This window comes from Pontibacter sp. FD36, from assembly GCF_015686655.1.
Lineage (GTDB): Bacteria > Bacteroidota > Bacteroidia > Cytophagales > Hymenobacteraceae > Pontibacter.
Map to the genome: position 1 here is coordinate 215,069 of NZ_JADPMP010000002.1, position 12,337 is coordinate 227,405.

General features: G+C 53.3%; 12 protein-coding genes. 2 read left to right on the forward strand and 10 right to left on the reverse strand.

What is annotated here, in order from left to right; translation table 11 throughout:
* Nucleotides 1–7: 7 nt before the first annotated feature.
* Nucleotides 8–1,786 (reverse strand): chloride channel protein, encoded by a 1,779-nt coding sequence (locus I0P70_RS03365; protein ID WP_196114778.1) that lies wholly within the window; start codon nucleotides 1,784–1,786, stop codon nucleotides 8–10.
* 194 nt (nucleotides 1,787–1,980) lie between these two features.
* On the opposite strand from I0P70_RS03365, the gene I0P70_RS03370 reads away from it, so the two are divergent.
* Nucleotides 1,981–2,787 (forward strand): metallophosphoesterase, encoded by an 807-nt coding sequence (locus tag I0P70_RS03370; RefSeq protein ID WP_196114779.1) that lies wholly within the window; start codon nucleotides 1,981–1,983, stop codon nucleotides 2,785–2,787.
* 5 nt (nucleotides 2,788–2,792) lie between these two features.
* On the opposite strand, the gene mnhG is transcribed toward I0P70_RS03370, so the two are convergent.
* From mnhG to I0P70_RS03405, 7 genes are read right to left on the reverse strand one after another with little or no spacing between them, the layout of a single operon-like run.
* Nucleotides 2,793–3,194 carry a monovalent cation/H(+) antiporter subunit G gene (gene mnhG / locus I0P70_RS03375; RefSeq protein ID WP_196114780.1) on the reverse strand — a complete coding sequence of 134 codons (402 nt, stop codon included), beginning with the start codon at nucleotides 3,192–3,194 and terminating at the stop codon, nucleotides 2,793–2,795.
* 3 nt (nucleotides 3,195–3,197) lie between these two features.
* Nucleotides 3,198–3,467, reverse strand: coding sequence for a monovalent cation/H+ antiporter complex subunit F (locus I0P70_RS03380; protein WP_076421763.1), 270 nt, complete (start codon nucleotides 3,465–3,467; stop codon nucleotides 3,198–3,200).
* Complete coding sequence (locus tag I0P70_RS03385; protein ID WP_196114781.1) at nucleotides 3,464–3,961, reverse strand: Na+/H+ antiporter subunit E; 498 nt, start codon at nucleotides 3,959–3,961, stop codon at nucleotides 3,464–3,466. Before I0P70_RS03385 ends, I0P70_RS03380 begins: the two co-directional genes overlap by 4 nt.
* Nucleotide 3,962: 1 nt before the next feature.
* Nucleotides 3,963–5,471 (reverse strand): proton-conducting transporter membrane subunit, encoded by a 1,509-nt coding sequence (locus I0P70_RS03390; RefSeq protein ID WP_196114782.1) that lies wholly within the window; start codon nucleotides 5,469–5,471, stop codon nucleotides 3,963–3,965.
* A gap of 9 nt (nucleotides 5,472–5,480) precedes the next feature.
* Nucleotides 5,481–5,843 (reverse strand): Na+/H+ antiporter subunit C, encoded by a 363-nt coding sequence (locus tag I0P70_RS03395; protein ID WP_007661047.1) that lies wholly within the window; start codon nucleotides 5,841–5,843, stop codon nucleotides 5,481–5,483.
* 4 nt (nucleotides 5,844–5,847) lie between these two features.
* Complete coding sequence (locus tag I0P70_RS03400) at nucleotides 5,848–6,390, reverse strand: MnhB domain-containing protein (protein WP_196114783.1); 543 nt, start codon at nucleotides 6,388–6,390, stop codon at nucleotides 5,848–5,850.
* Nucleotides 6,387–8,702, reverse strand: coding sequence for a putative monovalent cation/H+ antiporter subunit A (locus I0P70_RS03405; protein ID WP_196114784.1), 2,316 nt, complete (start codon nucleotides 8,700–8,702; stop codon nucleotides 6,387–6,389). The genes I0P70_RS03400 and I0P70_RS03405 overlap by 4 nt, the downstream gene beginning before the upstream one ends.
* A 160-nt stretch (nucleotides 8,703–8,862) precedes the next feature.
* Between I0P70_RS03405 and I0P70_RS03410 the strand changes: the two genes are divergently transcribed.
* Nucleotides 8,863–9,786: a universal stress protein gene (locus tag I0P70_RS03410; protein WP_196114785.1), complete on the forward strand. Its 924-nt coding sequence runs from the start codon at nucleotides 8,863–8,865 to the stop codon at nucleotides 9,784–9,786.
* Nucleotides 9,787–9,829: 43 nt separating this feature from the next.
* Here the strand turns inward: I0P70_RS03410 and I0P70_RS03415 are convergent, their stop codons facing one another.
* Nucleotides 9,830–11,158, reverse strand: a complete 1,329-nt coding sequence (locus I0P70_RS03415) for a Na+/H+ antiporter NhaA (protein WP_196114786.1) — start codon at nucleotides 11,156–11,158, stop codon at nucleotides 9,830–9,832.
* A gap of 102 nt (nucleotides 11,159–11,260) precedes the next feature.
* Nucleotides 11,261–12,334, reverse strand: coding sequence for an alanine racemase (locus I0P70_RS03420; protein WP_196114787.1), 1,074 nt, complete (start codon nucleotides 12,332–12,334; stop codon nucleotides 11,261–11,263).
* Nucleotides 12,335–12,337 lie beyond the last annotated feature (3 nt).

Consider the following 12,337-nt stretch of genomic DNA (forward strand, 5'->3'; position numbering starts at 1 on the left):
CGTCCGCTCAGTTCCCAGTCGTTTTGATCAGCAGTTTGCGGTACTTGGTAAAGATGCTTGACTTGGAAACGAAGCCCAGGTATAGCTCACCTTTGAGGACGGGCAGGTTCCAGGCACCTGTCTCGTCAAATTTTTTCATCACTTCAGCCATGGTGTCGTTATGGCGGACCACAGCCGGCGGAGCCGACATCAGTTCGGTTACCAGCACCTTGTCATATTTTTCCTGCTTGAACATGATCTCCCGCACATCTTCGAGCAGGATGATACCTCTTAGTTTCTGTTGCTCGTCCACCACCGGGTATAAATTTCGGCGGCTGTGGGCGATCACCTCTACCAGTTCACGCAGTGTGGCGCTATACCTGACAGGTTGAAAGTCGGTCTCGACCAGGTGGCGGATCTGCATAATGCGCAGCACTGTGCGGTCTTTATTAGCGGTAAGCAGTTCTCCTTTCTGAGCCAGCTTCTTGGTATCGAGCGAGAAGGGTTCAAAGTACTTCACCATAGCATAAGCAGAGGCCGATACGATCATCAGCGGGATCATCAGGGTATAGCCGCCAGATATTTCGGCAATTAGGAAAACGGCGGTCAGCGGAGCATGCATCACACCGCTCAGGATACCGGCCATCCCGACTACGGTAAAGCTGCCTTCCGGTAATTTGTGGATCTGTAGCATGTTGGCGAGCCGGCTAAAAAAGAAACCCACGTGCGCCCCCACAAACATGGAAGGAGCGAAGTTGCCTCCGTTACCGCCACCGGCAATGGTGAAGGTAGTTGCCGCAACTTTTACCAGCGCTAGCATCCCGACAAAGCCCAGCACCAGCCATTCATTCGTACCAAAGAACGAAAGCCAGCTGTCTTGCAGCAGTGCTTCGGGCTTGCCGCTTTCGAGGAGCTTGACGGCACCATAGCCTTCCCCAAAAAGCGGAGGAAACAACATGATCAGCAACCCGAGCAAAATACCACCAACCAGGGCGCGGCGATAGGGCTGGTCCTGGAAGGGCTCAAAAAGTGCTTCGACACGCCAGGCTGCGCGGCTGTAGTACACAGACATCAATCCGGTGAGGACACCCAGCAGGATATAGAAAGGCACATGCGAAGCAGCGAAAACGCCTAGTTGATCTGCAAAGAAAAGCAGCTCTTCCCGCAGGATGATGCGTGAGCAAAGCGCCCCCACAACCGCCGAAATGATCAAAGGTATGAAGGCCGAAATGCTGATGTCGGTCAGTAGGACTTCGATGGCAAAAAGCACACCGGCAATAGGCGCATTAAAAACAGCTGCTATACCTGCCGCGGCGCCACATGCCAGTAGCAGGGTACGGTCGCGGTAATTCAAGTGATACTCCCGTCCGAAATTGGAGCCGATGGCAGATCCTGTCACCACAATCGGGGACTCCAGACCGGCCGAGCCTCCAAAGCCAGCCGTAATGCCACTAGTGAGCACATGCGAATACATTTTATGCGTCTCCACCATGCTGGACTTCTGCGAAATGCTATGCAGGATACTGGCCGTGCCACGCCCCAACTGTCCGTTGAACATGACCCGCACCAGGAACACCACCAGCAGTATACCCACCAGCGGGAACACCACCAGCCAGACAGGCTCCTCAAGCAGGCGGTTGCCATACGCCAGCAGCTGCTGAATGTAATGCACCAGGGTTTTGAGCACCACGGCGGCAAGGCCTGCAGTTAGGCCGACCAGCACACTGGAGATCAGGATGAAGTTACGGGTGGAAGTATGGCGACGAAGCCATAGAAGAGGTATTTTATACTTGCGGAACTGTGGCATGGGGGACTATACGCGAAAGGTCTGCCGGGTTTACGGAAAATACAATCAAAGGTCCGGTCTTAAAAAAACCTTGCGCATAAAAGTATAAACTCTAGCCCGTTAGAAAAAAAATAACATTGGAAATCTAACCTGCAGGGCCGTTTTTTAGTTAATATAGTGGTTAAGACCTAGCAGAAAACATTACAAAACAGCCTATGCATCACGAGCCAGACAGAAGCGGAAACCTGATACTGAAAGACTTGCACGGCCATTTCCATGTCATTGGAGATGTGCACGGCTGTTTTGATGAATTGGTGCTCCTCCTCGAGAAGCTTGGATACACGATAGACGATGACAAAGCTGCTGGCAGGTACCGCGTGACGCCGCCTGATGGCTGCATGGCTGTGTTTGTAGGCGATCTGGTGGATCGTGGGCCTAACTCACCGGAAGTGCTGCGCCTGGTAATGGACATGCTGGAGCAGGATGTGGCGCTTTGTGTAAGCGGCAACCATGACGACAAGTTGTACCGCAAACTGATGGGCCGCAATGTGCAGGTGCGTCACGGACTGGAACTGACCATGGCGCAGCTTGAAAATTACAACAAAGCCTTCATTGACAGGGTACGAGAGTTTTTGGGCCACCTGCCGCACCACATCATACTGGACGAGGGCCGTCTGGTGGTAGCGCATGCCGGCCTGGAGGAGCGCCTGCATGGGCGGCACAGCAAGTCAGTGCGCGACCTTTGTCTCTATGGCCCCACAACAGGAGAGCTGGATGCCCAGGGCCTGCCTGTCCGCCTCGACTGGGCCGCTGACTACTCCGGCGTAGCTGTCGTGGTATACGGTCACACGCCGGTTCGCGAGCCCCGCTGGAAAAACAATACCATCAACATTGACACGGGCTGCGTTTTTGGAGGAAAACTAACCGCGCTGACCTATCCCGATCATATCCTGACTACCGTCGACGCCCTCGATACCTATGCCGAGTCTATCCGGCCCTTTCTTCATCACCCCACGCACTAAGTCTGCTATACCTGTTTGTTGTCACGCTCATGGTCGCGGTGAACATTGTGTTCCTTGTGCAGGTAATCCTTGAACTCATCGAGATTAGTTCGGTCCCAGAACGGGATCTTGTTTCGCACAGCTGTCCGCCCGATCACGTGTGCCGCCACCGGCGAAGTCAGGAACGTAAAGCCGATGATCAGCACTACTTTCAAAAACATATCGGGCTCGTTGAAGTAGATGCCCATACCTGACAGAATGAGCCCCAGCCCTAATGTGGCCCCTTTGGTGATTGCTGACATGCGGATGTAGAAGTCTGGGAAACGTAAGAGGCCGATCGTGGATATCAGCATAAACATTACACCGATGATGATGAGCACCGAGCTGATAATCTCGCGGATGAGTAGAAAATTAATGTCTTCAAGCATAGGCTAACGGGTTGATTTCATGAGGTAATAGGCAAAAGATATGGAGCCCAGAAAACCGAACAGGGATAAGATGATGGCAACATCAATGAAGTCTTCGTTGCCAGTAAGCTCAGTATAAATAGCCACGATGCCGATCACATTGGCCACGAACAGGTCGAAGGCCGTGATGCGGTCAGGCAGCGAAGGGCCAATGGCAAACCGGATACCGGTCATGATCAGGCAGAGGCTCAGGGCAGCCATGGCAAATATCAGTGTGAAAGAGAAAAAACTCATCTTGTAAGTTGTAATAGTCTGCGTTCAAAACCGTGTTTTATAGTCTGCTTGGCCAGCTCCAGATCATTGTGCTTGATGTATAGCGTATGTACGTACAACACCTTCCGGTCAGCACTCACATCAATGGAAAGTGAGCCGGGCGTGAGCGTAATGATACCGGACAGCAGGGTAATCTCCATATCGGTTGAGGCTGCCAGTGGCAGTGCAATCACCGTCGGTTTCATACGGTAGTTGGGCGTAAGGATGTCATAGGCTACCTTGAGATTGGCCACAACCAGCTCCTTCAGAAAATACACGATAAAGGAGATAGCCTTTGGTAGTTTATGGAAGTAGGAGCGATGGTAGGAGGGCGTGGTCAGCCATAGGATAAACATGATGAACACGGCCACCACGACCGCCCAGATCGCATTGTACGGAAACATCGGCTGGCCATATTCGAAGTAGATGTAGCTGCCAAAGAAAGCGATCAGGAAGTGTATGATAAATGTTTTCATGCTATTTCTTCAATACGGCGTTGATGTATAATTCGCTGTTCAGGAGCTGCTCGGCTGCCAGTTGCGCCATCGATACCACCGGCTCGGCATACACCCCGATAAACAGAATGAACATTACCAGAAACAGTACCGGTAAATGGAGCAGGCGGTTGTCTTTTTTCTCGCGTGCTGTCACCACGTCATCCAGCGGATCTGTCTCGGGTTTATTTTTCCAGAAAACCTCATTCCAGATCTTAGTCATCGAAAAGATAGTGATCAGGCTGACGGCCAGGGAAACGAGCACAATAACAAAGCTGTCGATCTCAAAGCCTGCCTTGGCCAGCATGAACTTGCCCCAGAAACCTGAAAAAGGCGGTATGCCGGCCAGTGAGAAAGCCGAGATAAAGAAAAGCACCGACAGAAAAGGATGCTGAAGGTATACGCCACCCAGCTTTTTGAGCGCGAAGGTGCCCCGGTTATGCGCCACCACACCACTGATCAGGAACAGATTGGTTTTGACCAGAATGTTGTGGATGATAAAGTACACACTTCCTGCAATCGCCAGTGGCGTGAATAGTGCAAGCCCCATCAGCATATACCCGATCTGGCTGACGATGTGGAATGATAGGATCTTGCGGAAGTCATTTTGGGAGGCCGCTCCAAACACCCCGATCACCATCGTGAAGCCGGCCAGCACGGTGAAAAGTGGAATGGTCAGTTCCTGGTCGGTGACAAAAACCAGCGTGAAGAGGCGAATCAGTGCATACATTCCTACCTTGGTGAGCATGCCCGCAATGAAGGCTGAAATGGCAATGGGCGGCGTGTGGTAAGAAGCCGGCAGCCAAAAGAACAGCGGAAATATGGCTGCCTTGATACCGAAAGCGATCAGGAAAAACATGCCCGCCATGGTAATGAGGGCCGGGTGCGATACCGGCGTACGAACGAGAACAGCCAGTTCCGCCAGATTGAGGGAGCCGAGTATACCGTACACCACGCCTATACCTGTGAGCAGAAAACCAGATGCCAGAAAGTTGATCGTCACATATTTGATAGCCCCTTCCAGCTGCGGTTTGGTGCCACCCAGCGCGATCAGCACAAAGCAACAGATCAGCAGCACCTCAAACCACACGAAGAGGTTGAACAGGTCACCGGTCAGACAGGCGCCGGACACACCCATCTGCAGAATGAGCAGCACCGGGTAGTAGCCAAAGGTCTGGCGGGCTTTATCGAGTCCTTTGATGGAAAACAGGTAGATGGCCATGCCGATGATCGAGCTGGTGATCACCATCATGGAGCTAAACAGATCCGCCACCAGGGAAATACCGAAAGGCGCGGGCCAGCTCCCCATCTGGGTTGTCCGGATGCCATTGTCGTTCACATCAAAGAGAAGCAGAAAGGAGGCAATCAGCATAAAGGCTTGTGCCAGAATGCCGATAACTTGTTGCGCTCGCACATACCGCCAAGAGAAGAGGCTCAGGATAGCCCCAAACAGCGGAATGAGCAGCGGCAACATGATAAGCAGGTGGTTCATAGGGTGTGCTTAGTGTTTTTCTTCTATCTGGTCGGTGGTGTTCATGTCGTCGAGGTCGGTGGTGCCGAACGACTGGTATACCCGCTTGATCAGCACGATGGCGAAGGCCTGAATACCGAAGCCGATCACGATGGCCGTGAGCAGCAGGGCCTGCGGCACGGGATCGGCAAAAGGTTCTGTGGCCACACGCTCATCCTGCCCGATGATGGCTGAGCCCCCGCGGGTGAGACGCCCAATCACAAACAGAAACAGATTGGTGGCAAGTCCGAACAAAATAAGCCCCAGAATAAGCTTAAAAAAATGCCGGTGCAGAATCAGGTATAGACTCGCTGAAAAAAGGATACCGATCAAAAAGGGTAGTATGAGTTCCATGGTTTTATTCTTCTGACATCACAAAAGTTATTTTGAGCACCACCCCGATCACCAGCAGGTAAACGCCAATATCGAACAGGATCGGAGTGCCCGGCTTGCCGATGATCGGGATGTAAAAGTCAGCCCAGTAGGCATGCATGAACGGCTGGCCAAATACCAAACCCACGACCCCGCTGCCAGCCGCCAGGAGCAGACCGGTGGCAATGATGTAGATGGGCTCGACGCGAATCATACGCTCTTTAATTTCCGGATGGTAAGCCATTTTTCTGCGGCGCCATACATTGACCCGCATCATGCGCATCAGGTAGAGGGACCGGCTCTGGTTGGGCTGTCTCGGGTAGCCGTAGAGATTTATCTTCAGGAAGGTATCCACGGTTTGCTGCGGCCCATGCGTCATGGTATGAAATACAAAGGCAATGGCCCCGATCAGTCCCCCGATAAAGCCACCGCCGGGGTGGTTGTGGCCCCGAAACAGGGTATAGACTGAAAAGATGATGAAGATCGGTATGAGGATGCGGATGGCGACCGCGAGAATGACGGTTTTCATGGTTTGTCTCCTTTCTGCATGCGTAGTTTCAGCATCGCCAGTATACCTATCGCCGCTACGGCCAGCACCACGATCTCACCCAGCGTATCCAGTGCCCGGAAGTCTACTAGGATCACGTTCACGATGTTGCGCCCCTGCCCGAGCAGGTAGCTGTTCTCACCATAGTAGGCTTTCAGTTGCGAGTCGAGCGGGTACTGCTTCACGATCAGGATCACATAAGTCATCATGGCTCCGAAGGCCAGCGAAAGCAGCACATACTTGTAGCGCTCTGAGGCATGTGAGAGGTAGCGGAAAGCCGGTAGTTTGTGAAGTATAAGTACGAAGATCACGACGGTCAGCGTTTCGATGAGCAGCTGCGTGGCAGCCACGTCCGGCGCGCCGAAGAGGATGTAAAACAGCGCCATGGAATAACCAATGATACCCATTACGGCAATAGAGGTAAGGCGGGAGCGTGACTTAAACAGGAAGATCAGCGCTGGCACGATCATCAGTAGCAAGACCACCTCGTACATGCGCAATTGCGAGAGCTCCTGTAGCCGGTTCGTGAGCTCCAGGCGTGGTCCGTCTTTCCAGAGGGAGAGCACGATCAGGGCGATATGTGCCGTGATGATGGCAGCAATGTAACTGCGCAGGTAACCGTTCTGAATGGCGGCTGTAATTTTGGTGGCGCCGGCCAGGAAACCTTTGAGCGAGAGCTGGTACAGGTTAGCCGGACCTAAGCGATAGATTCCGTTGAAACGGTTGGCGTAGCTAAGCAGTCGGTTTGAAAAGCGGTAAACGACATAGCCCAGCGCCACCGTGAGCAGACTCAGGCCCAGCACCAGGTTGAAACCATGCCACAGCGCCAGTTCAAACACCTGCTCCACACCCAGCATTGCCTCGGCGGCGCGGCGCAGCAGCGGCGTTACAAAAAAGCCCGGCAGCAGGCCAAATACCAGCCCGGTGCTGGCCAGGATGACCGGTGGCAGGTAGAGCATGGCTTTGTCGGGATGCTGCAAGGGAGTAGCCTTGACGGCACGACGCCAGAATACGCCATACCCAATGGCAATCGCCACGGCTACAAACACCATCCCCGAAAAGAAACTAACCGCAAAGAGCATCCAGCGAAAAGGACTTTCCTCGAGCGTGGCCTCATACACGAGCTCTTTGCCAATGAAGCCAAAGAAGGGCAGCAGGCCAGCCATGGACATACCGGCAAGCAGTGCCGCAATAGCCGTGAAGCGCATGGAGCCGGACAAACCGGTAAGCTGGGTCAGGTCGCGGGTGCCGGTGGCGTGGTCTACGTTGCCGGCCACCAGGAAGAAGGTGCCCTTGTAGAGCGCGTGCGCCAGCAGAAAAACGACCATCGCCTCCAGCGCAGGAGCGGTGCCGATACCGGTCATGGTCACCAGCAGGCCCAGTGCGCTGATGGTGGTGTAGGCAAGAATCGCTTTGAGATCAACATGCTGGGTGGCGAGCAGGGCACCCAGTATGGTCGTGACGCCACCGATCAGCATTAAGGTATACTGCCATTCGTCGGTACCTCCCATTACGGGGGTAAGTCGGGCCAGCAGGTATACGCCTGCCTTCACCATCGTGGCCGAGTGCAGGTAGGCACTGACAGGTGTGGGTGCCGCCATGGCATTTGGCAGCCAGAAATGAAATGGAAACTGGGCCGACTTGGTAAAAGCACCCAGCAGGATCAGCACGAGTGCCGGCAGGTATAGCGCATGCTGTGTCACCACATGCCCCCGCTCCAGCAGTTCACTCAAGGTATAGGTTTCGCCGGCCATGCCCACCAAGATCAGGCCAGCCATCAGGGCCAGCCCCCCAAGCCCGGTAACAAGGAGTGCCTGCAGGGCTGAGCTGCGGGATGTTTCCTTGTCATGCCCGAAGCCGATAAGCAGGTAAGAGCTGATACTGGTGAGCTCCCAGAAAATGAAAAGCGAGATGATATTGCCTGCGAGTACCAGTCCCAGCATTGCCGTCATGAACAGCGTCAGGTACAGGTAGAAACGCCCAAGCAGGGGATGACCTTTCAGGTAGCCGCCCGCGTATATCATAATGAGTGTACCGAAGCCCGTGATCAGCAGAGCAAAGAGCAGGCTGAGTCCATCAAGAAAGAAGTGCAGGTTGACATTGAGAGAGGGAGCCCATTGTTGCACTTCGCCTAAATTGTTGCCTCCCAGCACGGCAGGAGCCAGTGTGAGCAGGTAAATAAAAATAGATAAGGGCAGCAGGGCCATGGGCACGTATACCCATTTGCCGAGCCAGCGGTAGAGCATAGGCGCGGCAAATGCCAACAGGAAACCTGCGAGTATAGCTAAAAACATCAAAAATGCTTAGTTTGTAAATGTATCCTTGTTAATTTCGTAGCTGATTTAACACTTAGTACCAATCTGCGCATTTATTGTTACGTCAGGGTCGAAATTGAGAGGGAGAGCAGGAAAAGGACAAGCGCAGCAAACGATAACCCAAAACCAAAACATCATCATGAACACGCTGAAACGTATTATGGTGGGGCTCGACCTGTCGGAAATGGACGATACCCTGATCTCCTACACCGCATTTCTTTGCTCCATTTCTGAAATAGAGAAAGTATACTTCATCCATGCCGAGAAAAGCCTCGATATACCTGCAGAAGTGCTGAAGGGAATTCCGAACGGCATGGCCGCCGACGAGAAGATCCGTGTGGCCATGGAGGAGAAGATTTACAGTTACTTCGGACCGGAGCAACGTTCGAAAGTTGAAGTGCAGGTAGTGGAGGGATCTCCGCTGAAGGAGCTGCTGCACTGGTCGAAAGAAAAGCAGATCGACATGGTGGTTGTAGGCCGCAAGTTCCATTTGCGCGGAAGTGGCGTACTGGCCCAGAAGATCCTGCGCAGTGGTCGCGTGAGCGTACTGTTTGTGCCTGAGAATGAAGATCCGATCCTGAACCACATCATGGTCAGCGTTGACTTCTCTGAGTACTCATTGATGGCGCTCGATCGCATCCTGCACTCAGCGCTTACAAGACCGGAAGTGCGCATTACCTGTCTGCATGTTTACGAAGTGCCAACCGGCTACATTACGCTGGGCATCAGCTACGAGGACTTTGACGAACGCATGCAAGGCTTCGCCCGCGACAAGTTTGAGCAGGTGCTGGCCCGTTTCCCTGAGCTGCGTGACCGTGCCACATTGCGACTTGTGAAGCAGGAAAATGAGGATGATGTGGGAGAACTGATCGTAGTGGAAGCAAAGCGCGCCAGAGCCGACATGCTGGTGATTGGTGCCAAGGGAAAGTCAGCCGCCGCTCTCTTTGTGTTGGGCAGTGTGACAGAGAAAATCCTGCGCCACAACGACGACATGCCTATGATTGTCTACAAGAAGGAAAAAGAAGAGCTTGGTTTCCTGGATGCTCTCCTGGGCAACGATTAATACCTGCTTCTAAAGCGGAAATATTATAGCGTTTAAAGACCTGCTATACCTGAGGGTGTGGCAGGTCTTTTTGCTTGCCAGCTACTGCCAGTACCAACATTCCGAACACACCAGCCAGTGCTGAGGCCGCATAAATACTGATCTTGACAAGCGTGAGCTGCTCCAAGGTAGCAAAGGCCTGCTGCGCCTGGAAAAGCGACAGTATAAAACCAGCACCCAGCAGTAAGGCGCCGCCTGTCAGTTGCCCCCAATGCAGCCCGGGAGGTTTATGTGCTATACCTGTGAGTGAAAGCAGCCAGACAAAAAGCAGCATACCGATTGGTTTGCCGAGGACCAGGGCGAGGAATACACCCATTGGTACGGGGCCAAGCAAGTCACGCCAGGCAAAGCTGTTGTAGGCGAAGGGCACAAAAGCCAGCGCAAAAAGGGGCAGGGCCAGGTAGGCAGCCCAGGGCAGGAGCCTTTGCTGCAAACGCCGCAGCGGTGACAGTGCTTTTGTGCAGTTAGCACGCAGGGTATGCGCAGCCGCCTGGAAATCTTCCTCCATCTCTTCGCCGGGTTCCGGGCGCTTCATCATGCGCAGGGCATGGAGCTGCCCCATTACAGTATCAGTGGTGGTTACAAAGTCTTCTTCTCTCACCCGCGAGTGGATCGGTATGACCAGCGCCAGTAATACACCCGCCACGGCTCCCTGCACACCCGCCAGCAGAAAACTCACCAGCATGAAAAGCCCCAGCAACAGGTATAGCCACATGGAACGGTTGCGAAGCGCCCGCAGCACCACGAGCAGGCCAAACACACCGGTGGCAACCGAAAGCGCCAGCAGGTTTTGGATGGAGGTATAAAGCACCTGACTAAGCAACAAACTGCCTATACCTTGCATGATCGCGATGGAAGACAGGAACACACGTAGGGAAAGCGGCAGGGAATTACTTGCCAGCGCCAAAAGTGCCAGAACTGCCGCCGCATCGGCAGTGGCCACCACCGGCCAGCCTGCCTGCGCATTAGGGGGAACCAGGTATAGGTAAATCGCAACTGGGATAAGCATGCCTCCCAAAGCGGCTGTCAAGGCAAAAATCATGGAGGACCTTTCCTTCAGCTCACCCACACGCAGCCCCCGTTTCAGTTCCATGCCAAGTATAAGGTACACCAGGGGCAATAAAACCTGCTGCACCCAATAGCCGATCGGTTTGGCTATGGTGTAGTTTCCAAAAGAAATGGTCAGCGGATTCTCCCACAGGTATAGCCAGGAGGCACCCCAGGGGGAGTTGAGCCAGGACAGAGCCAGTAGCGCAACAACCAGTGTCAGGGTACCTCCACGTACCAGCACCTGTTCGAACTTTTCGAAGGAGTAGGTTATGCGAGTGAGCAAAGTAGGTTCAGCAGCCAAGGTATAAAGGAATAGCGATATTCAGATTCACCTTAGAGACGTAGCAAGTCCTGAAAGGTTTTGACGCTGCTATACCTTGTTCTGCTATTCTACCACTTCTTTGGCGATGTAGCGGGAGTTCATGATGCTAAGTGCCCCCATGTACTTCAGGTTAAAGTTCAGCACATCGCCCACCCTGTAGTTCTGTTCGTTTACGCCAAGCTCCACCACCAGCATGTCAGAGCTGGCACCCACCACGCTCATACCCTCGTCTTTGGGTATAAGGTACTTCGGGTTGATGTCCAGCAGGCCAACATCCAGGATAGCACGGTGTGAGGTTTTGCCGTAAAGACTCTCGTCAATTTCGAAACTCTCACCACTTGGGTTCTCCGCCAGCATACCGATCGGGATCATGGGCTTTTCGTTCAGCTCAATGATTTCGGCGCTGAGCTCAAACACATCGTCGTGCATGCCTTCAAAGGTTTCGCCGGTGAACAGGTTGAGTCCGAAAAACAAGGCCTCGCCAATCCGGAAATGGTTGATGCCCTTTGGCATCTGATGGTTAAAGAGCAACGGAATGGTAACCGAGGTGCCACCCGACACCCAGGGAATTTCGATGTTGAACTTCGCTTCGATGATCTGCTTGTACAGGCTCAACTGTATCAGCTTGTCCTGTGTGGGCATCACGCCGTGCAGGCAGTTGAAGTTCGCACCCAGCCCAATCACAGAAATTCCGGGCAGGTTGAAGATCTGCTCATAGAAGTCCACCAGGTCGTCGCCCATTACGCCTTCCCGCAGGTCGCCCATCTCGATCATGATGATGATCTTATGCGTTCTGTTCTGTCGCTCTGCCTCTTCAGACAGCAGCCGGATAATATCGAGCTCTGTCTCAAAGCTCACGTCGGCATATTTGATGATGTCGGGAATACTTTGTTTCGGAGCGGGTTTGATGTAGACGGTTTGTACATCAGGCGCCATGTTCTTGATCGCGATCAGATTGGTCACCCTGGAGTCGTGCACCTCCTTTACGCCAAGGTCAAGCACCTCCTTCAGGAAAGTCTCTTCGCCGCAAAGCAGTTTGGTGACAATGCCCCAATCGATGTTCCTTTCGCGGAGCACCTGGTCAATGTGGTTGTAATTGTGTATGAGTTTGGAGCGGCACAGTTTTAAGACTGCCATTGT

Excerpts from the sequence above, each read along its gene's own strand:
- I0P70_RS03365 (WP_196114778.1), bottom strand. The coding sequence starts at position 1,786 with ATGCCACAGTTCCGCAAGTATAAAATACCTCTTCTATGGCTTCGTCGC.
- I0P70_RS03370 (WP_196114779.1), top strand. The coding sequence starts at position 1,981 with ATGCATCACGAGCCAGACAGAAGCGGAAACCTGATACTGAAAGACTTG.
- mnhG (WP_196114780.1), bottom strand. The coding sequence starts at position 3,194 with ATGCTTGAAGACATTAATTTTCTACTCATCCGCGAGATTATCAGCTCG.
- I0P70_RS03380 (WP_076421763.1), bottom strand. The coding sequence starts at position 3,467 with ATGAGTTTTTTCTCTTTCACACTGATATTTGCCATGGCTGCCCTGAGC.
- I0P70_RS03385 (WP_196114781.1), bottom strand. The coding sequence starts at position 3,961 with ATGAAAACATTTATCATACACTTCCTGATCGCTTTCTTTGGCAGCTAC.
- I0P70_RS03390 (WP_196114782.1), bottom strand. The coding sequence starts at position 5,471 with ATGAACCACCTGCTTATCATGTTGCCGCTGCTCATTCCGCTGTTTGGG.
- I0P70_RS03395 (WP_007661047.1), bottom strand. The coding sequence starts at position 5,843 with ATGGAACTCATACTACCCTTTTTGATCGGTATCCTTTTTTCAGCGAGT.
- I0P70_RS03400 (WP_196114783.1), bottom strand. The coding sequence starts at position 6,390 with ATGAAAACCGTCATTCTCGCGGTCGCCATCCGCATCCTCATACCGATC.
- I0P70_RS03405 (WP_196114784.1), bottom strand. The coding sequence starts at position 8,702 with ATGTTTTTAGCTATACTCGCAGGTTTCCTGTTGGCATTTGCCGCGCCT.
- I0P70_RS03410 (WP_196114785.1), top strand. The coding sequence starts at position 8,863 with ATGAACACGCTGAAACGTATTATGGTGGGGCTCGACCTGTCGGAAATG.
- I0P70_RS03420 (WP_196114787.1), bottom strand. The coding sequence starts at position 12,334 with ATGGCAGTCTTAAAACTGTGCCGCTCCAAACTCATACACAATTACAAC.